Consider the following 23,206-nt stretch of genomic DNA (forward strand, 5'->3'; position numbering starts at 1 on the left):
GTCCCTTCAAAAATCGTTGGTGCGAGTCTGTCACACCGGGGTTACATCCTGAAGAAAGGCGCAGGCCGAAGCCCGCGCCTCCTTCGCAAATCAGCGCGATCAGCGGACTAAGCAGTCGCTTCTGCGGTCTCGGGCTCGGTCTCCGCAGCGGCCGGAGCCTTGCGGATGCCGCCGCCGAGAGCTGCGTTGAGGTCGATGACCTCTTCTTCAGCTTCAGGAGCAGCCACCGGTGCAGCAACAGCCTCTGCTTCCGCAGCGCCGTCCTCTTCCTCCGTGAGGAAGTGTGCTTCGAGACCCATCGGGCGGACTTCGTCGAACTCGTTCGAGAACGCCTTCTCCGAGATCATCTGCGTACCTTCGTAAGCAGCATCAGCAATCTTCGTCGTGAACAGGCGGATGGCGCGCAGAGCGTCATCGTTGCCCGGGATCACGTAGTCGACTACGGTCGGATCGCAGTTGGTATCAACCACAGCCACAACCGGGATGCCGAGCTTGCGCGCTTCTGCAACTGCGATCGATTCGTTGTTCGAGTCGATCACGAAGATTGCGTCCGGCAGGCGGCGCATGTTCTTGATACCCGACAGCGAGGTCGAGAGAGCCTTGCGCTCGCGCTCCAGCTTGATGACTTCCTTCTTCGTCAGCAGCTCGTAGCGACCGTCAGCCGACATATCGTCGAGCTCCTGCAGGCGCTTCACCGACTTCTGCACCGTTACCCAGTTGGTCAGAAGACCACCGAGCCAGCGCGAGTTGATGTAGGGCATGCCTGCACGCGTTGCTTCTTCAGCAACCGCGTCCTGAGCCTGGCGCTTGGTGCCGACGAACAGGATCAGCTTGCCGCTCGCCGTCATGTCGCTGACGAACTTCGAAGCTTCCTTGAACATCTTCAGCGTCTTCTGCAGATCGATGATGTAGATGCCGTTGCGCTCGCCGAAGATATATTCCTTCATCTTCGGGTTCCAGCGCTTGGTCTGGTGACCAAAGTGAACGCCCGCTTCGAGCAGTTCCTTCATTGTGATAGAAGCCATGACAAAAATCCTTTTCTGGGCATCGCCTCGGTACATCCGAGAGCGAGTCTCTCTTGTTTGAGGCGATTAAGTCCCGTGGGTTGAGGGGAGATTAAATTCCGGGCCAACAGCGGGCGTGCTGCTGGGTCAAGCGAATATTCTCAGTTGCCAGTTCTCCGTTGTCAGAAGTTCCCAGAAAAACTGAGAACAGAACACTGACAACGGAGAACCGAAGCGACTAGCGCTTGCTGAACTGGAAGCGAGCGCGAGCGCCCTTCTGGCCGTACTTCTTACGTTCCTTGCCACGCGAATCGCGGGTAACGAAACCGGCAAGCTTGAGAGCCTTGCGCAGTTCGCCGTTGAACTCCATCAGAGCGCGGGCGATGCCGAGCTTGACGGCATCAGCCTGGCCGTTGACGCCGCCGCCGCGAACGGTGGTCAGAACGTCAAAGGTCTCGTTGATCTCAGGCGTTGCCAGAGGAGCCTTCGCCGCAGCGCGCTGCGCCGGGGTAACAAAGTACTCTTCGAACTTCTTGCCATTGACGGTGAACTCGCCCGAACCGGGGCGGAGGAACACGCGGGCGATCGCGCTCTTGCGACGACCGGTGCCGTAGTACTGAATCAGGTTTGCCATTTCAATCCTCTTGGGGGACAGGGCCGAGGGCCCAGGGTCCAGAAAGCTTTATGTACGCCGAAGTCTTAGTTTCACTGGGCCCAGTACGCTGGGCCCGGAACCCTGTTATGCGCCGTAAACAACAGGCTGCTGAGCCTTGTGCGGATGCTCGGAGCCCTTGTAAACCTTCAGCTTCGTCGCCATCTGGCGGCCGAGCTTGGACTTGGGCAGCATACCCTTGATCGCTTCTTCAGCAATCTTTTCGGGACGGCGTGCAAGCAGCTTGGTGAAGCCTTCTTCGCGAAGACCACCCGGGAAACCGGTGTAGCGGCGGTACAGCTTCTGCTGTGCCTTCTGGCCCGTGACGTGGATCTTTTCTGCGTTGATCACGATCACGTGGTCGCCCATATCGATGTAGGGCGTGTAGAGCGGGTTCAACTTACCCGCGAGAATGCTGGCGGCCTTCGAGGCGAGGCGGCCGAGAGTCTGGCCTTCAGCGTCCAGAACATACCACTTACGCTCGATGTTCTTGCCGCTGGGAATTGTCGTCGACATCTTTCCGTGCTCCTTGGTTCTGCCGTCTTCGGTACTGCGTGCCCGGCTTGGTCCGCGAAGAATGACTGGCTGCATGGTTTACCCCGCACAGGGCTCGTAACGGGAACAATTTCCCGCACAAACAGGGGCAAAACGTTTCTGTTGAAGGCGCACAAAGCCATACTTCCGTTGGCTGGGGAGCGTGATTCCAGGGGAGGTAGTCGGCGTGTCGCGGCCGCAACCTGAAGGAACCAAAGTTCAGTAGCGATACCGAACCTGTCGCCTCGATGCTCGGTTCTGTCTGCCCGCGTGCCGGTCTCGAACAGTCGAGACGCACCTCGGGCGCAGACGCAGAGCTGCGCGAGTCTCTAGGTTATCCACAGGCTGGTCAGAAGTCAATCAATCTCTCGCTAAAAACGCTGATTGCACCACATACAGGGCAGCCCATCAGCCCTCCTGCCTAAAAGCGGAGAGTCATATCCAGCGTGATCGTCCGGTTCGCCGACGAGGTCGTCAAAAAGCTGTTGGACGAGCCGATCGACTTTCCAAAGTTCGGCGAAGACAGCACCCCGACCGGAGCGTTCGCGTTCACGGTATTCGTCACGTTCTGCGCCTCCACACCCAGCCGAAGCTCGTAACGCCCGGGAGTCTTGGCCGCAGGCTTTGCTCCCGCCGCCGCAGTCGCCGCAGGCCCAAAGCGCCAGCCGCGGGACATCTGCACCTGCAGCGAAACGTTCGCAGGGGTCTTCGCATAGTTCATGGGGATGATCGTCTCGCCGGCCACAGGGACAGTATTGAAATTCCCATACGCGGTATGCACGACATTCGCCTGGTCAGACGCCGCTGTCGCAAACGTCGGGCGGTCGTTGTACTGGGTGTCGCCGTTGTTATCCAGCCCGGTCGTGATGTTGAAGTGACCATGCGAACGGGCGAAGAGGAACATGCTGTACTCAATCTTGCCCGGCAACTTGCCGTTCCCGCCAAGAAAGAGCATCGTGCGGCTCCAGCCCGTCAGGCTGGCATCCTGCCCAATGTTGTAGCTGTTGGAAACGAACGTCGTCGAACCACTTGAGTCACTGTGATAGATGACCTTGTTCACCCCGCCAAACACGCTGAAGTACTTATTCACATCCAGATTGCCGCCGACCCACAGGAAGCCGCCGTGCGCATCGCCCAGCGAGGCGAACTCGTATCGCTCACCAGCCGCATCGCCAAAAGGCCGCGTGTTATCTGCGCGGAGAGCGTTCGCGTTCCTCGAAAGGAACTGGTGGACGCCACGTTGATACGTGTAGTTCACCGAGATCTGCCCCTTCTTCCCCAGGGGGGCTTCAATCCCGATGCCGGGATCGATGAAGTACTGCGAGCGCAGGTTCGAAGCCACACGGTACGTCGTAGGCGAAGCGTCCGCGCTTAGTGTCCCGAGGCTCGGCTTCTGCGTCGGATCCAGCACACCCGGGTTCTGCTCGGTGTAACTCTGCTGCGCCGTCTGCGACCCGCGCTGCACCGCAGTCAGCAGGTCTGCCGGTGCAAACCGGTCGAAGTAAATCTCTGCACCAGCACGAACCACCACAAGCGCCGGATGCTTGTCCGTCGCCCACAATCCCCACGCCACGCCGAAGTGCGGCGACGGGTCCCAGTGGTCAGGGATCGCGGTCTGCGACTCCGCACGGAAGCCGAAGTCGAGCGTCAGGTTCTTCCTCGCCCTCCACTCCTCTTCCACAAACTCTTCAAAGTCAGAGGTCGACACATTGAATCTCGACTGCCCGGTCGTCAACTGCACCTGCGACGGCGTCTTCGCTCTATAGCTATCGAGATCTGGAAAGTAGTAAGTCCCATTGAAGCCAGCCGTCGAAAGACTCGTCAGCCGGTTGGTGCGCGAGCGGAAGCCGAAACGAATCAGATGCGCCTTGTGCGACCACGTTCCCTTGAAGTCAAACATCAACTGGTTCGTGCTGTTCTGGTTTATCCCCAGCGAGTTACCGCCGCCCGTAAACGTGCCGGAGACGAAGATCGTTGGTGCAGTCGATATAGCATTCTGCGCGACGCTCGTTCGCTGCCACTGGAAACGCCCTTCCAGATCAGTGTGGGCGCCAAGTGTATGCGTATCGCCTATCTGCAGCGTATGCACGTCCGTGCCGCTGTCGTACGCGTTCGTCGGCAGCACAAACTGCGAAAGCCCTGCGTTGGTCTGCGCCACGCGATTGAACTCATAGCGAGACGTAAAGCTATCGTTCGCGCTCAACTCGCGGTCGTAGCGAGCCGTGTAATCCTGCGTGAGTTGCGGCGCGGGGATCGCCGCCGAGTACGGCCCCGCATCCGTCGTCGCGTTGATGATCGAGTTGTTCTGCTGGTTGTAGTACTCGCCGTTCAGAAACAGCGACGACTTCTTATCCAGCGGCCCGCTGATCCCGCCCCGCAGATGCAACCGGTAGTATCCCGGCTGGTCATCCGCGTGCAGAAATGGGTTGCGCGAGTTGAACGGTGAGTCATACCCCTGCGCCGCCAGGTTGCCGTGCCACTTGCCCGTACCGGCCTTGGTCGTAATTTCAATGCGTCCCATGCCGAGTTGGTCATACTCCGCCGAATACGGATTCTCGTTAACGCGAACCTCGCGAATCGACTCCTTCGGAGGCATCTGCCCACCGGCAAAGCCGTCCACATACACCTGGGGCGCACGCCCACCGTTGGCTCCTGCGATCGCCAGCAACTGCTGCTGAAACGTTGCATCGTCATCGGAAAGCGTTGCCAGCTTGTTCTCATCCATGCGCACAGCCGTGGCATTGTCGGTCGCACTCAGCCCGATGGCATGGTCATTGGCGTCGACCTCAACGTTCTCCGACGCCGCCGCAATTTCCAGCTTTGCATTCACCACCAGCTTGCCCGAAGACGTCACATGAACATGGCGCACAAAGCTGCTGAAGCCCTTCGCCAGAATCACAAGATCGTAACTTCCGGGACGTACGCTCAGAACGAACTCGCCGGAGTCGTTCGTCGCGGCCGAAACCGCCACATTCGTGCTCGAGGCAAGTTGCACCGTCGCTCCAGCGACGCGCGCACCGCTGGGATCAACCACAAAACCGCTCACCGTAGAGGAATGAGCAGCGTGGGAAGGCAACCGGGTTGAATCCTGACTGAAAGCTCTTGACGGACACAACAGTCCAACAGACAAAGCAAGCAAGAGAACACGCATAGATTGGCCACAAAACAACTACACAACAAAATGAAGAACAACAGTAAGCGTAAGACGGAGTGCGATAGGATTTCGTCACGAAGTTTTCCGTGAGCGTGTGTAAAACCGGGAGGTTGGGTAGTGCAGAAGAACAAGAAAAAAGCGCTGCTTCAATTGGTGTCTGTAGTGGGTTTTGCAGTGCTCGGAACGGGAGTTCCGGCGGTCAGCATAGCACAGCAAACCCCGAACCCCGAGGCAAAACCATCGGCCGTATCCTCGCCAGCAACTTCGCCCGACACCATACTCGACGACGCCGCGCAATGGATCGGCCGAGCACTCTACGCTCGCTGCCTCTGCACCGCCTCCACGCTCTCCTTCGACGCAACCGGCCAGCTCACCACGAAGGCCCACCCCGTCGACTGGGCACTCGCTGGCGTACAGCTGCAACGCGTTGAACGCAAAGGCGATCAGCTTGAGTTCACCGGACTGCGTGTCGCCGCGAAGTTTGCCGACGACCGCAGAGAGTTCGACCGTCGCCCGCTGAAACCCGATACCGTGAAGGTCCTCACTCCGCTTCCCGCGACACCCGCCGCGCTCAACGCCATGCTCTCTGCGGCCTTCTCCAACGGAATCGACCGGGCCCTGCAACAGAGCCTCCCGCCCTTCTGGCAGCACTACTTCATCCCGACGCTTCCATGGACAGGCGACGACGCGCTTCTCGGCACAGAACTTGTAGCCGCAGGCTCAAAGGCAGGCGGCGAAGACGTCCCCATCCCGAAGGTGACGAAGAAGCCTTCAGTCAGCTTCACGGACGAAGCGGCCCGCGACCACATCCGCGGCGAAGTCACCCTGCTGCTCACCACCGACACCCAGGGCAAGCCGCATCGCATCCGCATCGTCACACCAATCGGCTACGGCCTGGATGCAGTCGCCGTCGACGCCGCAGCCCACACCACCTTCGCCCCAACCGTCATCGCAGGCAAACACGTCGCCGTACAGTTCTTCCTCAAAGAAGGATTTACGATCGATAGGCCTTTCTAGCTAGCGGCTTCAGCCATCACCCAACCTAATGCACCAACTGCGTCGTCGTGGGCTGCTGCCCAACCTTTGTCTGCAGCGGCTTCGGCGTCGCGCGGCGCGGAGCATGCTTTGGCTTGACCGTCGCCGGATTCGCCTCCGAAACCGCATCCAGCCGATACACGATCAGCAGATTGCGGTCCGCATCATCCAGCGCCGGAATCGCCGCCACGCGTACCGGGTGATACAGCGGCGTCAGCGCATCCATCTTGTCATCGTCCAGCTCGTTCCACGCGATATACCAGCCGGGACGATACTGCCGCACCCGTTCGCCCAGGTCGAGCGTGCCGAAGTCATCGTCAATCGACGGCAACCCCGTCATCAGCGTGATGTCCGACCCCGAGATCGAAAGAATCAACTGCGAGTGGTTCTTCTCCGCACGAACAATGCGCGCCACCACCTGCGCCGCGTTGCGAAACTGATACGTCGGATGCGTCGCCATCTGCAGCAGGTACATCATCCCCGGCGCAGCCATCGCTACAGCAACCACCGTCGTCAGCAGCGACGACGCAAGCTCGTGCCGCGCTGAAAACTCCTGCCGGATAGCATCCATCCCCAGCGCCACAAACGCCACCAGCGGAGCCGCCACCACGAGGTAGTACCGCGGCTGCAGGTTGTTGTGGTAACCGAGAAACAGAATGTAGCCACCCGCCCAAAGCAGCAACGCCGGAACCAGCGGGTTCCGAAACAAACGCGGCCGCAGAAAGATGATGAACGCCAGCACCGCATAGAACGCCAAGTAAAGCACACGGCCCATCCACATGCCGTCCGCAAACGTATTCAGCACAACCTTGTCGAACGGCTCCAGCAGAATGCCCGTGTACGCGTTCGCCGAGAACAGATAGCGGTAATCCTCAAGGTAATGCGGACGCACAAAGCCTACGAAGAACGCGAGCCACAACGCCAAACCCAGCACCGCAGGCGGCACCGCCATCTCAAGCGCATGGCGCCAGCGATACCCCGCGCGCGCCCACACCATGTACCCCAAAGCCGGGACCAGAAACAGCCCCGTCGTCTTCGTCAGCACCATCGCGGGCAGCAGAACGCCCAGAGCCACCACCGGCCACAACCTCGCCACCAGCGAAACGCCCGGAGCGCGCCACCGATGCAACGAGTTCGCCACCAGCATCCCCACTACGGTGAGCATGATCAGCAGCGGTTCAAGAATCGCCATCCGCTCAAAGACAAAAAAGAACGGGCTCGCCGCGAGAAAGAACACGCACAGCGCCGGAGCCAGCGACGGCCCGGCATCGCGCCGATGCACTCGCGCAAACCGACGCAACAAAAAGTAAAACGCAACCAGCGTCAGCCCGAAGACGCAAAGCGTAGTGCTTCTCGCCACCACGGCCGAAACACCCAAAAGCTTGAACGGCACAAACAGCACAGCAGGCCACACCGGCAACGCCACCGCCGGGTTGAAATCACCCTTCCAATACCAGTGACCGCTTAAAAAGTGACGAATCGCCGCGTCGCCATACCAACCCTCATCGGTGTACTTCGACCAGTCCACCCACGGCGAGTTGTTCGGAAAGTCCGCGTTCAGGTGCAGAAAATGCACCAGAAACAGCACCGCCGACACGAGCAAAAGGCCCGTGCTTAGCCAGCGCGTGACGTTTCCTGAGCGATCAGTTGTGGCGTCCAAGCCCTCAGGCTACCACGCGGCACAAACGCTCCGCAGCCCCTGGTTCCAAGAGGAACAACAGCCAGAAGCGACCCATCAAGCATGGTGGCCAGTCCGGGCCAATGGCCAGCCCAAACAGCCCAATGACCGCCTCGCCCATTCTTGCCCTCCCGAACCCAAAGAAGAACCTGCTTGTCCTTCGTACAGCTACCCCTAGCGCACCATCTTCTCTTCGCGTTCTCCGCGCCCTCTGCGTTCCTGCCTTGCCTTGCCTTGCCTTTGGAGTAGAGGTGGGCTTCAGCCCACCGTCAAGGCATAGGCAAAGAAAGGGGCTTCAGCCCCGGCCTCACGCCCAAAAATAAAACGGGCACAGCTCGCGCCATGCCCGTTTCAAAACAACAAACAACTACCGCCTAATGCATCCCACCCAATAACGTGATCAACCGCCGAAACCCCTGCGCGCGCGCCGCCGAGTTCGCCGCGTTGGCTTCAGGAGCCTCCCCCGCTCGCATAAACCCATGCCCCGCGCCGTCATAGATCACCGGCTCATAGACCTTGCCTGCGGCCTTCATATCCACCACCGCCTGCGGCACCGTGGAACTCACGCGCGCATCATTGCCCGCATAAAACCCATACACCGGCGCCGTAATGTTCTTCATCGCCCTCCACCGTCGGAGGCGGTCCGTAGAACACAAACGACGCTGCAAGATCCTTGCGCCGTGTCGCAAACTCAAACGTCTGCTGCCCGCCCCAGCAGAAGCCCGCGACATACAGCTTGCCGCTCGCCGCCGAAAGCTTCTTGCCATAGTCCGCTGCAGCGTTCAGATCAGCCATCACCCCTTCGACAGAAAGCGCTGCCACACCACGACGCGCCGAATCAACATCAGGAAACGCCGCCGAGCCTCCGGGAGTAGCCGGAGCCAAAGCCATCCCCGCAGCCCCATGCATGTGAGCATGATCCTCTGCAGGTGCCGGAGCACCAGCCGCCGGGACAGGTGCAGCAGCCGGAGCAGCACCCACCACCGCCGCAGGTCCATAGCCCGAAAGCATGTCCGGTTCGACCACGATGTAGCCCGCACCGGCAACCTCGTCGGCCATCTCGCGAGCCCAATCCGACAGGCCGAAGATTTCGTGAATCATCACGACTACCGGGGCCTTGTCCTTCACCTCGGGATACACCACCCACGCCTGCAGCTTGCGGCCGCTCGGTTCGGTGATGGTGACAAACTCCCCATGCCGCGGGCTCTTATCGAGCGCAGCCTTGGCCCAGTCCTGTGCATGGGCCGAGGTTCCCAGAGCGGCAAGAACAACAATAGCGGTGCTAAGCAGTCGACGCATGCGCAGAGTGTACATGCGCAACCATCATGAAATACATCGTCATATTCAAAAAGCAAAAGGCCCGGAAGCTTTCGCCACGGGCCCTTCGGTTAAGAGGTCAGAGACCTTAGAACATCAAACGTCCACCGAACTGGAACTGGCGAACCTGGTAAGCATAGTTGCTGTTTACGCCAGAGGTCGATGCCTGACCAAAGTTCGCGGTTGCAGCTACCGATGTAAGCGTGGTGCCCGATAGCGTAAAGGCTCCCGTGTTCACACCGGTAATGTTCTGGTGGTTGGCCAGGTTGAAACCCTCAGCCAGCAACTGGAACGTCATGCCGTCACGGACGCGGAAGTCCTTCTGTAGACGCATATCAACAACGATATTCCGCGGCTGCATCAGCGTATTGCGGCCCAGGAACGGGATGTAAGAGCTCACACCCGTACCTGCGATACCCGAGCTATACGGGGAAAGGCAGGTAACCGGTGCCACAGTAGAGCATCCCGTCGACTGCGAAGCGGGCGATCCGCTGCTGATCGCGTACGAGTACGGCAAGCCGCTCTGGATCTGCACTAGCGGCTTGATCGACCAACCGTTCGTAACATAGCTCAGAGCATCATTCCGCTTCATGCCTGGGATGTTGATGATTGCCCAACCCACAGCACGATGACGGATGTTAATGCTCGAGTTACCGTAGTTGCTACGCGGATTTGCATACGGGTCCAGCCAGTTATTGGTACCAAACGTCGTCACCGAAGCAACGTTGTAATCCAACGCATGCGCCCATGTGTAGTTCACGTCGTAGCTGATGAACTTCCACTGACGGTTCGTAATGTCAACCGTCACTGCGTTGTAGCTAGAGTTCGCATTCGACAGAACATCGGTGATTGCGTTGTACGACGTATTTAGAGTGTTGGTTGTGCCATTCGTGTACTTCGACGAATACACACGCTGCGTAAACGTCTTGCCTGCAACCGACCCGTACGAAACGCCCGAGGTGTTGGCCGCAAACGTATACGTCAGGTTGTACGCCTTGCTTGGATCCAGGTTGAAGTTCAGGTAGTTCGGCAACTCACGTCCAAGCGCACCCATATAACTGACCGAGAGCACATTGTGCAGACCAAGATCCTGCTGGAACTGCAGAGTAAACTGCTCGGTATATGGGGTCTGAAGGTGAGAGTCGAGATAGCTGATGCTCGGAGCTGAAGCCGTTGCCGACGGACGCGCTGTCAACACGTTCGGGAACTTCAAGTTCTGAAGACCCGTCGTTGTTGCATCCAGATCCGTACCGTTGTAGACCGTGTAACCAGACTGAGCATTCGCCGATCCAGTTCCCACATACGCACTGAGAATGGTCGAGTTAGGAATACGGCCGTAGTACATGCCGAATCCACCACGAAGCACCGTCTTGCCCTGGCCAAAAGGATCATACGCAAAGCCCAGACGCGCAGAAACGTTGTTCTTATCCGCAGGACGGCTTGCCGTCTGCGAAGCTGTGATCAGGTTCGAGTACGGAGCAGGAAAATCCTGGTAGTCATAACGCACGCCCAAGTTCAGCGTCAGGCTCGGCATCAGCTTCCAGTCATCCTGCACAAAGTAACCGGAGTCCAACGTCGCCAGGTCAAAGGTGCTCGGCCCGATCGCCTGATTGAAGCTGTTGTAGCAGTTCGCGGTGCCCGTGGCCGAGAAGGCCGCATTGCCCGAAACCGCACTCGCAGCGCAAGCACCACCCGGCTTCAGGATGTCTGCCAGGAAGAACGCCGGCGACGTGTAAGCAAACACACCCGTCGGAGGCGAAGAGCTGTTACCAAGCGTGTTCTGCAAATCGTAGTTGTGCACAAAGTCCACACCGAAACGGATCGTGTGCTTGCCCCAGTTGTAAGCAGCCGTGTCGCCGATCTGCCACTTGCGCTCATCCGGGTAGGCTACGCGGTAGCTGTAGTACGGAGAGCCAAGGTTGAAACCACCCGCCGAGCTCGTCATTGTGGCATAAGTCACATTGTTGCCAGAGACCAAATGCGATGCGGTATAAGACGTCAGCGGCTGCTGACCTTCGTCATTTAACTCACGTGCGTACTGATAGCGAAGTTCGTTGCTGAAGTGCGAGCCCAACACCGAGTTCAACGTCGCAACACCATAGTCGAGCTTCACGAAGTCCGTACCAAACGCATCACGCGAGTACGCCAGCGCAGCCTGCGTCTGCACACCGCCGGGTGAATCCCAGCGTAAACGATGGTAGTACACGTTCAACGTATGCTTAGGCGAAATCACCCATGTCAACTTCGGGGTGTTGATCAGCTGGTTGCCGAAGCGCGGCACAAGGCCGAGCGTGCCAGCAAGGTCCGCAAACGCGGCCTGGCACTGCGCCAGAGTCGCACCAGTGGACGTCAACAGATTCGCCGTTCCGCAGACCGTAGCGGCATTAAAGGCAGCCGGGGCGCCCGAAACCGCGATACCTGGGAAATTACGACGATACGCGTCAAACGCATAGAACCAGAACAGCTTGTCCTTGATCAGATAGCCGCCTGCGCCGAAACCATACTGGTTACGCTTGTCCTTCGGACGAATCACCGTCGTAGCGCCAGTCGAACTCGTCAGCTTCGTGTTTGGGTTCTTCGAGCTCGTATCGTCGCCACGATGGTAGAAGTACACCTCGCCATGCAACTGGTTCGAACCCGTCTTCGTGACCGAGTTCACCACGCCACCAGCAGCGCGTCCGAGTTCCGCCGAGTAAACACCCGTATTCACCTGGAACTCTCGAACCGCAACCTGCGAGGTCGAATAGCCAGCGCGCGTACGGCCACGCTCTTCCGAGTAAAACGCCTGATTGTCATCCACACCGTCGATTTGAACGTTGTTCAGCACAGAAGGCAGTGCGCGGAAGCTGAGCAGGCCAAATCCCGAAGCATCATTCGTAACGCCCGGAGTCGTCAAAGCCAGCGACGACCAGCGGCGGTTGTTGATCGGGATGTTTTCAATTTCGCGCGTCTCAAGGTGACCGCCAAAGACCGCAGAATCAAGATTGATCGTCGGAATCTCTCCCGAAACTTCAACCGTTTCCGTGCTCGATCCATTCGTAAGGTGCGGTACGACTTCCGTGGTCTGGTTCACCAGAACCACCACGCCGATTTTGCGCTGCGACGTAAAGCCAGGCGCAGAAATTGTCACCGTGTAGCTGCCCGGAGGGAGCTGCGGAGCGCGGTATTCACCAGCGCCGCCGGTCTTCAACGTCAGGTCTGTACCAGTGCCATCGTTATGAATCGCGACAATCGCGCCAGGGATAGCCGCGTCGGTTGCGTCAAAAACGGTTCCCGAAATTGCGCCCTGCGTCATCGTCTGAGCGTGCACCGTTAGTGTCGGCGCAGTAGCCAGAAGCATACAGGCGGCAAACCACGGAATGCGGTTGCGGAAAGATAGGTTCATACGTCTTGGTCTCCAAAAAGCGGTACAGGTTCAATTAGCCTACATACTCTTCATTACAAAAGAGTTACGGCCACTAGAAAGCACCTGGAATTGCCAGGGCTTTTCGTCTCTTTAGTTATTTCAAACTGGTTCAGGGCAACAGCTTACCAGCATTCCTGGAAATAGGAAGCTATCTTTCGGGTCAATATTTCATGTGCCCAAAACGAATAAATATCGCCAGGCGAAGGACTTGAGTTACTTAGTGAAGTGTGTCGGGAATAACTGCATGCGCCAGTAGGATTTCAAAAGGAACAATCTCCAGCGTGGCTTCATGTGTCGCTTCCAGAACAATCGGGCAGCCTGCACCTGCGCGCTGCACCTGCAGCCAACGCGCAGCACACACGCACCACCGATCGCCCGCCTTCAACCCCGGAAAGCCATACTGCGGCATCGGAGTGGAAAGATCATTGCCCAGCCGTGCAGAAGCTTCCAGAAACGCCTCCGTCACGATGGCACACACCGTATGAACGCCCAGATCCTGCGGTCCCGTGTTGCAGCAGCCATCGCGAAAAAAGCCCGTCACCGGATCGAGTCCGCAGGGTTCCAGCGGCTGGCCAAGTACATTCTTCGCGGTTGTTTGCTGCGATGAGGCAAATGAGGACATAAGCAATTTTAGCTGGTCAAGTCCAGAACGGACATCAAACTTCCCATACGAACTCTTCTCGCTACGCGCGAGCGACGATCGGCAGCTTGATACGGATCGTCGTTCCGTGGCGATCAGAATCAGTACGCGAGCGCAGTTGCAACTGCCCGCCCTGCTCTTCCACGATTCCCCGAGTCACCCACAGCCCAAGCCCGGTTCCCTTCTCGCCCTTGGTCGTAAAAAACGGCTCGAAGATCGCCTTCAGATTCTCGCGTTCGATCCCATGTCCATTATCGGCAACCGTAACGATAGCGTGCTCGCCCGAAAGCCGTGCGCGCACAAAGATCGCCCCTCCGGTCTGTTCCATCGCTTCCAGCGCATTGCCTACGACGTTGGCAAACACCTGCCGCAGCGCCGGGTCATACCGAACCGCCCGGATCGAGTCATCGTAGCGAGACTCCAGCAGAACGTTGTGCTGCTTCGCCCGCGAGGCAAAGAGTTGCGAAACCTCTCCGAGAATCGCGTAGAGATCCAACGTACGGCCAGGCACCTTGCGATAGAAGCTCAGCGTCGAACGCGTAATGTGCCCCACGCGTTCCAGCTCGCGAGCAGCAACTTCCAGCAATTCTGCGGCTTGCGAAGACAGCTCATACGTCTGCAGCAGGTAAACAATATTCGTCAAAGCTTCCAGCGGATTGTTGATCTCATGCGCCAGCGTATTCGCCATGCGTCCGGCGGCAGCAAGACGCTCGGAGTTAATCAGCCGCGTCATCAGGTCTGCCGTCTCACGCTCCGCAGCCTTGCGCGCCGAGATGTCTTCGATCACCCAAAGCAGGGCCGCCGCGCTGCTATCGTCATGGCGCAGCAACGAGGTCGTGAGCTGAGCCGGAAACGTCTCTCCGTTCGTGCGAAGCATCGTAACTTCCACACGAAAGCCGGTACGCTTTCCATCAAGCAGCTCAGTCAATAACTGGCGCTTCTGAAGGCGATCGCTGGGCAGAATAAAGTCGCCAAGGATAAGTCCGCGGAAGTGCCCCGGCTCCACCCCAAGCAGCTCTGCCAGACGCTGATTCGCCAACTCAAAGTGCCCATCAGGGGTCGTGTGCGCCATGCCAACCGCGGCCTGGTTAAACGTAGCCGAGAAGCTGCGCTGCACAAGCTTCAACTCTGCTTCCGTCTGCAGGCGCTCCTGCCGCCGAATCGCATCGGCCAGTTCGCGCTCGATCGCCGGCAGCAAGCGCTCCAGATGACCCTTGAGAACGTAATCGTGCGCACCCGCTCGCATAGCGTTTACGGCCGAAACTTCGTCAATCGTTCCCGACACAATGATGAACGGAATATCGCGACCGGAGTGCTGCAACATAGCCAGCGCATCGCGTGCGCCGAAGCTTGGCAGCGTGTAGTCCGCAATGATGAGGTCCCAGGGAGCAGGATCGCTCAACGCCTCTTCAAACTGCGCGGCCGTTTCCACCCGCCGCGTGTCCAGCTTGTAGCCCGCGCGCGCCAGATGCCGCGCCAGAAGCAACGCGTCCTCTTCGTAATCCTCAATGATCACGACGCGCAAAGGACGAGGCGACGCAGCCTCCTTCGAGGCTGCGCCCTTCATCTCGGCAATCGGATCTACAGAGTCGGTGGGCATTGGTTCAGCAACAGCCAGTACATACCAAGCTGTCGGGTAGCCTCGGCAAAATCTGTAAAGTTGACCGGCTTGCGAATGTAGCTGTTCACTCCGAGCCGATAGCTGGCAACAATGTCGCGCTCTTCGTCAGACGACGTCAGCACAACGACAGGAAGCAGCGCCGTCTTGTCGGCCACACGAATGGCACGCAGCACATCCAGACCTTCCACCTTCGGCAGCTTCAGGTCGAGCAGAACAAGTTGCGGCATCGGGTTCACTCCCGAAACGATGCCGTTCATGTACTCGATAGCTTCCGCACCATCGCGAGCTACGCGAATCTCGTTCGCTACATTGGCCTTTCGCAGAGCGCGGATGGCAAGCGCTTCGTGGTCCGGGTCGTCCTCGACCAGAAGAATAAGGTTCTCAGTAGAAGCCATAATCCGTTAAATATCCCGTCTGTAAATTGGCGCCAAACTATGCGCCCAGCGTGAAAAAGAACGTTGCACCGTGGCCCGCTTCACCTTCAGCGCCGATCGTTCCAAGATGTCGGCGGATGATGCGTGAAACAGTGGCCAGGCCGATGCCTGATCCCTTGAAGTCACGATCACCATGCAGACGCTGAAACGCTGTGAACAAACGATCGACGTACTGCATGTCGAATCCAGCACCATTGTCCTTGATGAAGTATACGGTTTGGCCGTCTCGCAGACCACTGCCAAACTCGATACGCGCACCCTCTGTTTTGGACGTGAACTTCCACGAATTGCCAATCAGATTTTCCAAAGCAACCCGCATCAATCGCGGATCAGCCATCACCAAAATACCCGGCTGCCCTACCCACTCCACCGTGCGTGAAGGATCGCCAGCCGCCAACTCGTTGAAAACATTCGTGGCCAGTTGCGAAAGGTCAAACCGTTCTCGTTGAACATCCGACCGCGTCACTCGCGAGAGCTGCAACAACGCATCGATCAGAGTTCCCATCCGCTGCACGCCACCGCGTACGCGATTGATGTAATCCAATCCCTCGTCATTCAACTTGTCGGAAAAATCTTCCTTTAACGCCAGTGAAAAGCCGTCGATCGTTCTCAGAGGTGCGCGCAGATCATGCGACACAGAGTAGGAGAACGCCTCAAGCTCCTGGTTGGAAACCTGAAGCTCGTGAGTACGCTCGGCCACACGCTCTTCCAGAGAAGCATTGGAAACTCGTAACTCGCGATTCAACGAAGCAATCTCATCTGCTCGCTCGCCAAGCTCCAGCCTGGAACGCTCTGCGCGAACCAGCAACTCGAACGCGAGAATCAGCAGAATGATATCCAGCACCGTCGCACCGGTAATGGAAATCACCATATTCCTTCGCGAACTAGCCGCTACCGTATAGCGCTGGTTGAGCAACCGCCGCTCTTCCTGCTCGATCTGGTCCAGCACATACCGCACCGTCACCCCGCCATCGGGGCTCTCCAGCAGCGCTGGGCCAACCAGCGACTCATCTGCTTCGCTTCCGCTCATTTTGCGGTGCAGGTTCAGCGCCGTCTGCATCAGCGTCATCCGCAACGAGAGCCGCAAACGCAGAAGCCTAATCCGCTCCTGCTGGGAGTGGTTATCGATGGTGTCCTGCTGCAGCTTGTCGACCGCCTGCTCAAGCCGCATCTCGCTGGTAGTAAAGCGGTTCATGTAATCCGTGGAACCGGTCAGCATGTAGGCGCGCGCAGCGTTGTTCGCAGAAGAAAACTCAAACAGAGTTGACTGCGTCTGACTCACAACTTCAAGCGTATGCGCGAGCCAATGTTCGGCATCGAACAGCACCGCGACGGAGCGCCCGGCGATCCAGGTGTTTATCAGGACTACCACAAGGCAGGCCGCGGCGAGCCAGCGGTAAGTTGCAATACGACGTTGCGATCTTTGCATACAGGGTCAACTGTACTGGATGCAACCCTATCCACCTGTGGTTGCCTGCTCTCAATTCACATCGCAACCGCTGTAAGTACTAAGGTTTTCGTTTACGCCTCTCCAGACCGTCCATATACTGGCGTCAACATTCAGACCCTCACCATCGATCCCTGAACACCTCCCACAGGAAACAGGACCTTTTATGCGCGCTCTTCCTTTGCTGCTTCTCTCTCTGAGTTCTGCTGCACTCTGCGGTTGTGGTGCGGGCTCCTCCATTACGACCACAACCACTCCCGCCCTCAGCGGCCACGCCCTGGGCGGCAACCAACTACTGGGAAACTCCACCATCCAGCTCTGGGAAGCCGGAACGACCTACTCCGGCGCCGCCACCGCGCTCATCTCAGGCGGCGTCACCGCCGACAGCAGCGGAGCCTTCTCCATCACCGGCGGCTATACCTGCCCGACCCCTCAGACGCAGGTCTACCTCAGCGCCACCGGCGGCAATCCCGGCCTGGGCGGCACGCTCACACCGTCACCGAACCCAAATATCGCCCTGCTCGCCGCTCTCGGCTCCTGCGGCAACCTCTCCTCCAGCACGCACATCGTCATCAACGAAGTCACCACCGTTGCGGCGGCGTACGCGCTCGCGGGTTTCAGCAGTGACTACAGCCACATCGGCGCACCTGCCAGCAACGCCACCGGTCTCGACAACGCCTTCCTCGTCTCGGGCGTTCTGGCCAGCAGCGACACAGGGCAAAGCGTCGGCACCGGCCCCACCGGCTCGGTTGTGCCCACGGCGGCTATCTACACTCTCGCCAACGCTCTCGCCAGTTGCGTGAACTCCACCGGAGGCTCCGCAGGCGACAGCACACCGTGCGGCGCCCTCTTCACCGCAGCTACGCCCACCGCAGGCTCCGCCCCCACCAACACCGCAGACGCGGCTATTAACATCGCACACCATCCGGCAACCAACGCTGCTGCGATCTACAGTCTCGTCACCTCCAGCGGTCCCTTCCAGCCCACGCTCACCGCCACGCCCAACGACTGGACGCTCTCCGTTAGCTACCCTCTTCCAGCCGTGGCGACAGATCTCGCCACCGACTCCGCCGGAAACACCTGGCTGGTGAACGCCACCGCGCTCTACGAGATGTCGCCCACCGGCAGCATTACGAGCACGAACACTGCGATGTCCGGCTCCAAAATCGCCCTCGGCCCGGATGGGGCCATCTGGAGTGGTGCCACCACGCTCAAGCAGCTTCCCGCTGGAGCAGGTGCTCCCACCGTTTACGCCGGAGCTGGCTTCACCGGGACCGCTGGGCTCGCCGTCGATGACGCAGGCAACGCTTGGTACGCCGTCGGCTCCTCCACCTCGCTCTACGAGACGAGCGTCACTGGCGCCACCTTCGGGCCCTACACCACCGTCGACAGCCATCAAAGCAGCGTTGCCATCGACCCCAGCGACAACATCTGGGTTGGCAACGTCGGCGGTTCAGGCAAGGTAAGCGAACTCCTCAGCCTTGGCATCCCCACATCCGGCGCGCCCTGGACCCTGGAAACAGGCGCCAGCTCCAACGCACTCGCGATTGACGGCGCTGGCAACACATGGATCGCAGGCGGAAGCGCCGCTTACCGCGTCACCAGCTTCGGATCGGTCACGAATTTCCCGGCTTACATCTCGGGTGGTTCGTACGGTCTCTCCGCCGCGCAGGGCGTCACCATCGACGGCGCTGGCAGCGCATGGTTCGTCAATAATCTTGCGATCTCCAACGCGACCGCTGGCAGTGTGGCCGGCTTCTCCAACTCCGGCACCGGCATCACACCTTACCTCGGATACGTAAGCTCCACCCTGGCTGCGCCCTACGGCATCGATGCGGACATCTCCGGCAACCTCTGGCTGCGCAACACCTCCGCAGCCACGGTCACGCTGATGGTCGGCGCGGCAACACCGGTAGTTCGACCACTTGCCCTTGGTCTCAGAAACGGCACCCTCGGCACACGTCCCTGATCCGACAAAAAGCAAAAGGCCCACGCAATCGCGTGGGCCTTTTTACGCTCTACACTCTACTTCTTTACATCCTGTCACTACGCTTTCGCGTCAGCCTTGGCCTTCTGCTGATACTCCTCATACGGCCCGTTGTGGTCCGTAATGTGGAAGTCATCCGGGCCACCTTCAAAGTGCCAGATGCGCGTTCCAACCTCTTCGAGCAGGTCCTGATCGTGCGTCACGAGGAAGACAGTACCTTCGTACTTCTGCAGCGCCTGGTTCAGCGCATTAATGCTCTCGATATCAAGGTGGTTCGTCGGCTCGTCAAGAATCAGCACATTCGGCTTCTGCAGCATCAGCTTGCAGAACAGCAGACGGGCCGCCTCGCCGCCCGAAAGCGCCTCGGTCTTCTTGTTGCCTTCTTCGCCGCGGAACAACATCTGTCCCAGCAGGCCGCGGATATCTTCCTTCGCAACCTTCGGGTCAAAGCTGTGCAGCCACTCCGCCGCCGTTGTCCCCTTCGGGATCGACGCCGTATGGTCCTGCGCAAAGTAGCCGATATTGGCCTCGTGGCCCCACTTCACAGCACCGTCATCGGCGAAGTTTGCCTCTCGCTCATGCGCGTCCACGCCCGGGGCGTTCTCCACGATCGACTTGATCAGCGTCGTCTTGCCCTGACCGTTACGGCCAACCAGCACCACCTTGTCGCCGCGCATCACGGCTGAAGAGAACTTGCGAATCACGTTCTCCACCTTGCCGTCCGGCTGCGTATAGCTCTTCGACAGGTCTTCAATCTCCAGAATGTGCTTACCGCTCGGGCGCTCCATCTTGAAGCTGATGAACGGGCGCTGAATGTTCGAACGCGCCAGCTCCGTTGTCTGCAAGCGCTCGACTTCCTTCTTACGCGAGTTCACCTGCGACGAACGCGTACCGGCCGAGAAGCGCGCGATGAACTCGTTCAACTGGGCGATCTTCTTCTCGCGCTGTTCGTTCTGGCCCTCAATGCGAGCACGCACCTGCGTCTTCTGCAGCACCATGTCGTCATAGCCACCGGTGTACGTGATGATCGTCTCGTAATCGATGTCCGCAATATGCGTGCACACCGAGTTCAGAAAGTGACGATCATGCGAGATCGTGATCACCGATCCGCTGTAGCGGTTCAGAAACGTCTCGAGCCAGTGAATCGAGTCCATATCGAGATGGTTCGTCGGTTCGTCCAGGAACAGCGCATCCGGGTTGCCGAAGAGCGCCTGCGCCAGCAGCACACGAACCTTCTGGCCGCCCTGCAACTCGCTCATCTTGCGCTCATGCAGCTCATCAGGGATATCAAGCCCCTGCAGCAGGATCGCAGCGTTGGAGTCGGCCTCATAGCCATCTTCCTCGCCCACAATGCCTTCGAGCTCACCGAGGCGGATGCCGTCATCATCGGTCATCTCAGCCTTGTTGTAGATCACTTCGCGCTCTTCCAGCGCAGCCCACAACGGCTTGTTGCCCATAATGACCGTATCGAGCACGCGATACGCGTCAAACTCGTACTGGTTCTGTTTGAGCACGCCAAACTTCTTCGGCCGCACGACATTGCCCTTCTGGGCGTCGAGCTCGCCGGTCAGCACCTTCATAAAGGTGGATTTACCGGCACCATTCGGGCCGGTCAGGCCATAGCGGCGACCATCGGTAAAGGTAACGGAGACGTCCTCGAAGAGTAGCTTCGAGCCGTAGCGCATGGTGACATTCGAGACAGAAATCATAGTCGCTTCCCATTTTACCTGTCCCCGCCCAACATCCGCTCCCGAGGCTCAACTCAGGCCTCCCGCGCCCCTTTATAGAGCATTTGCATCCCAAGCAAAGTGAGGGACCTGCTTGTCGCCGGTCGGCTACCGCTGCGCCACTGAATCCCAGGCGCGCAGCCCACGGGCAACCGACAAAAACCGTCGCCTAAGCCCGCACCCGCAGCGAAAGCGGCAGCCACAAAGCAAACGTCGACCCTCGACGTTTGCCGCTCATACGGCTACGCGCTTCGATAGACCCACCATGCTGCGCCGCGATCTGTCGCGAGACCCAGAGCCCCAACCCCGTACCTTGAATATCCTTCGTCGTAAAAAACGCCTCGAACGCGTGCGCCAGCGTCTCCGCAGACATCCCGCAGCCGCCGTCGGCAACCGTAATCCGCACACCCTCTTCGCCGGTCGACCAGCGCGTGGCCTTCGCTGCCCGCACCGTCAGCGTCCCACTCGCCCGCATCGCATCCACCGCGTTACCCACCAGGCTGTTCAGCAGCTGTCGAATCTCCCCCTCATAGCAGGTGAGTTGCAGCCCCGCGGACAACCGCTGGTCTACGCAAATATCGAAGTTCTTGAAGCGCGCCTCAAATAGAGTCATGGCGTCCTCAACAAGCTTCACCACCGCAATCCTGGTCGGCTTTGTAGACTGCCGGTGGAAGCGAAGCGTATGCGTCGCCACCGTAGCCACCCGCGACAACTCCGTGTCGGCAGTCTCCAGGTACGCCCGCGTCTCAGGCTTCAGCGACTCATCCAGTCGCGCGAGGTAAAGCAGGTTCGTCACCGCAGCCAACGGGTTATTGATCTCATGCGAAAGCGACGAGGCCAACCGCCCTACCGCAGCCAGCTTTTCAGCCGTCTGTACGGCAAGCGCCGCCTTCTCGTTTTCAATCAGCTTCAGCCGCAACTCCATCTGCGACATCACCTGCCGCGCCAGCGCTTCCAGAGCATGTAACTGCTTCTGCTCCAGCGTCCTGGGCTTCGAATCGAACACACAAACCGTGCCAAGGATATGACCGTTCGGCGCAACCAGCGGCGCTCCGGCGTAGAACCGGATCTGCGGACCGCCCGTCACAAAAGGATTCGCACAAAACCGTGGATCAAGCAGCGTGTCTTCGATCACCATCGGTGTCGACTGCAACACAGCACACGCGCAGAACCCATCGTCCCGCCCGGTTTCATTTGTTCCAAAGCCGACTTCCGACTTGAACCACTGCCGGTCGCGATCGACCAGCGTAATCGTGGAGTAAGGCGCCGCGCAGATATAAGCAGCTATTTCAGTGATATCATCAAACGCCTGTTCCGGCGGAGTGTCGAGGATCGCATACCGATTCAGCGTCGCCACTCGCTCAGCATCATGCTGAGGAACTGGAGCTGAAAATCGTGTGTAAGCGTCCATAGAGTTCCTTTATTGGAACATGCAAAACATTCCAAAGGGAACCCTCAATCTTCGTCCCTGCAACCGGTCGGTTGCCAGAGAATTCATCACACTACATCGCGTCGCTTCGCCTTTCAACATGGCGAACGTCGCCCCAAGGCCTTTCCCTCAGCCACAGCAAGGGAAAGGCCTTAGTTCATACAACCATCGACATCGTTATCGGCAGCATCGCCAAGCAGGTACTGACCAACGACAAGGGCCACAGGCAGAAGGAACATTACGAGATTCATGGAGTCGTCTCCTTTTCTTTCAGGTTGAGAGAGCGTGTGCTCTTGTTGATACTGACGCGGCGGATCGAAAAATATTGCGGTCCGCCGCGCAAAATATCTGTTGAAACTTCTTAGCGAGTTAGCGAGCGCCGCCTGCAGCTTGCAGCAGCGATCCGTTCACCCAGCGCGCATCTTCCGACACCACGAACGCCACCGCATCAGCGATATCGTCCGGACGTCCCGCGCGCTTCAGCGGTGTCTGAGAAACAGCCCAATCCTCAAACTGACCGCCAGCGAAGCCCGCAGCATGAGAACCTTCGGTCACCACAAAGCCCGGATTCACTGCGTTCACGCGAATCTTACGATCGCCCAACTCTTTCGCCAGCACGCGAGTAATAGCGTCCACAGCACCCTTTGTCGCCGTGTACACCGACGAGCCCGGAGGCGTGATCTCACTCACCAACGAACCGATGTTCACAATGCTGCCACCTTCAGCCGGGAAGTACTTCAATGCGGCCTTCGTCGTCAGCAACAGGCCCTTCACGTTCGTATCGAAGATCCAGTCAATGTGCTCTTCGGTCACGTCCGTGATCGGCTTCATCTCGTAGACACCAGCGTTGTTCACCAACACATCTACCTTGCCGAAAGCTTTCGTCGCTGCTGCAAAGATCGCATCAATGTCGGCCTGCTTGGTCACCGATCCACCAGCGACGACAGCCTTGCCGCCTGCTGCTTCAATCTCTGCAACCACCTTCTCCGCGCCTGCCTTATCCGACGCGTAGTTCACAACGACGCTTGCGCCTTCCGCGCCCAGCTTCTTCGCAATCGCTGCGCCAATGCCCTTTGACGCGCCCGTAACCACCGCTACCTTACCCGTAAGCTTTGCCATGACTTTCTCCATTTCACTTTCG

The 23,206-nt window shown here is 58.8% G+C and carries 17 protein-coding genes; 2 read left to right on the forward strand and 15 right to left on the reverse strand.

Annotation, left to right across the window (positions count from 1 at the left end; genetic code table 11):
* Positions 1-107: 107 nt before the first annotated feature.
* The 4 genes from rpsB to PW792_15150 all read right to left on the reverse strand — a co-directional run bounded on the left by rpsB (position 108) and on the right by PW792_15150 (position 5,266).
* Positions 108-1,025 carry a 30S ribosomal protein S2 gene (gene rpsB / locus PW792_15135; GenBank protein MDE1163256.1) on the reverse strand — a complete coding sequence of 306 codons (918 nt, stop codon included), beginning with the start codon at positions 1,023-1,025 and terminating at the stop codon, positions 108-110.
* 217 nt (positions 1,026-1,242) lie between these two features.
* Positions 1,243-1,629: a 30S ribosomal protein S9 gene (rpsI, locus tag PW792_15140; protein MDE1163257.1), complete on the reverse strand. Its 387-nt coding sequence runs from the start codon at positions 1,627-1,629 to the stop codon at positions 1,243-1,245.
* Positions 1,630-1,743: 114 nt separating this feature from the next.
* Positions 1,744-2,172, reverse strand: coding sequence for a 50S ribosomal protein L13 (gene rplM, locus PW792_15145; GenBank protein ID MDE1163258.1), 429 nt, complete (start codon positions 2,170-2,172; stop codon positions 1,744-1,746).
* 439 nt (positions 2,173-2,611) lie between these two features.
* Complete coding sequence (locus PW792_15150; protein MDE1163259.1) at positions 2,612-5,266, reverse strand: carboxypeptidase regulatory-like domain-containing protein; 2,655 nt, start codon at positions 5,264-5,266, stop codon at positions 2,612-2,614.
* A gap of 240 nt (positions 5,267-5,506) precedes the next feature.
* Between PW792_15150 and PW792_15155 the strand changes: the two genes are divergently transcribed.
* Positions 5,507-6,361, forward strand: a complete 855-nt coding sequence (locus tag PW792_15155; protein ID MDE1163260.1) for an energy transducer TonB — start codon at positions 5,507-5,509, stop codon at positions 6,359-6,361.
* A 25-nt stretch (positions 6,362-6,386) separates the two neighbouring features.
* Here PW792_15155 and PW792_15160 read toward each other — a convergent pair whose 3' ends face one another.
* The 8 genes from PW792_15160 to PW792_15195 form a co-directional block, all read right to left on the reverse strand.
* Positions 6,387-8,039 (reverse strand): hypothetical protein, encoded by a 1,653-nt coding sequence (locus PW792_15160; protein MDE1163261.1) that lies wholly within the window; start codon positions 8,037-8,039, stop codon positions 6,387-6,389.
* A 392-nt stretch (positions 8,040-8,431) separates the two neighbouring features.
* A complete protein-coding gene (locus tag PW792_15165) occupies positions 8,432-8,677 on the reverse strand; it encodes a dienelactone hydrolase family protein (protein ID MDE1163262.1) in 246 nt (81 codons plus the stop codon).
* Positions 8,631-9,356 carry a dienelactone hydrolase family protein gene (locus PW792_15170; protein ID MDE1163263.1) on the reverse strand — a complete coding sequence of 242 codons (726 nt, stop codon included), beginning with the start codon at positions 9,354-9,356 and terminating at the stop codon, positions 8,631-8,633. The genes PW792_15165 and PW792_15170 overlap by 47 nt, the downstream gene beginning before the upstream one ends.
* A 106-nt stretch (positions 9,357-9,462) precedes the next feature.
* The gene (locus PW792_15175) at positions 9,463-12,759 is read right to left on the reverse strand and encodes a TonB-dependent receptor (protein MDE1163264.1); all 3,297 of its coding nucleotides are present in this window, start codon (positions 12,757-12,759) and stop codon (positions 9,463-9,465) included.
* 238 nt (positions 12,760-12,997) lie between these two features.
* Positions 12,998-13,402 (reverse strand): DUF2237 domain-containing protein, encoded by a 405-nt coding sequence (locus PW792_15180; GenBank protein ID MDE1163265.1) that lies wholly within the window; start codon positions 13,400-13,402, stop codon positions 12,998-13,000.
* 61 nt (positions 13,403-13,463) lie between these two features.
* Positions 13,464-15,020 (reverse strand): ATP-binding protein, encoded by a 1,557-nt coding sequence (locus PW792_15185; GenBank protein ID MDE1163266.1) that lies wholly within the window; start codon positions 15,018-15,020, stop codon positions 13,464-13,466.
* Positions 15,002-15,436, reverse strand: a complete 435-nt coding sequence (locus PW792_15190) for a response regulator (GenBank protein MDE1163267.1) — start codon at positions 15,434-15,436, stop codon at positions 15,002-15,004. The genes PW792_15185 and PW792_15190 overlap by 19 nt, the downstream gene beginning before the upstream one ends.
* 37 nt (positions 15,437-15,473) lie before the next feature.
* Entirely contained in the window at positions 15,474-16,847 is a 1,374-nt protein-coding gene (locus PW792_15195; protein MDE1163268.1) for a CHASE3 domain-containing protein, read from the reverse strand.
* Between the two features lie 241 nt (positions 16,848-17,088).
* Here PW792_15195 and PW792_15200 point away from each other — a divergent pair, with 241 nt between their 5' ends.
* Positions 17,089-18,891: a hypothetical protein gene (locus PW792_15200; protein ID MDE1163269.1), complete on the forward strand. Its 1,803-nt coding sequence runs from the start codon at positions 17,089-17,091 to the stop codon at positions 18,889-18,891.
* 77 nt (positions 18,892-18,968) lie between these two features.
* Here PW792_15200 and PW792_15205 read toward each other — a convergent pair whose 3' ends face one another.
* From PW792_15205 to PW792_15215, 3 genes are all read right to left on the reverse strand, one after another.
* Positions 18,969-20,618 (reverse strand): ATP-binding cassette domain-containing protein, encoded by a 1,650-nt coding sequence (locus PW792_15205; GenBank protein MDE1163270.1) that lies wholly within the window; start codon positions 20,616-20,618, stop codon positions 18,969-18,971.
* 187 nt (positions 20,619-20,805) lie between these two features.
* On the reverse strand, positions 20,806-22,047 hold the full coding sequence (locus PW792_15210; protein MDE1163271.1) for a GAF domain-containing sensor histidine kinase: 1,242 nt from the start codon (positions 22,045-22,047) through the stop codon (positions 20,806-20,808).
* Between the two features lie 387 nt (positions 22,048-22,434).
* Positions 22,435-23,184: a glucose 1-dehydrogenase gene (locus PW792_15215; GenBank protein MDE1163272.1), complete on the reverse strand. Its 750-nt coding sequence runs from the start codon at positions 23,182-23,184 to the stop codon at positions 22,435-22,437.
* Positions 23,185-23,206: the final 22 nt, after the last annotated feature.

The sequence above is a fragment of the Acidobacteriaceae bacterium genome, from assembly GCA_028283655.1.
Lineage (GTDB): Bacteria > Acidobacteriota > Terriglobia > Terriglobales > Acidobacteriaceae > Granulicella.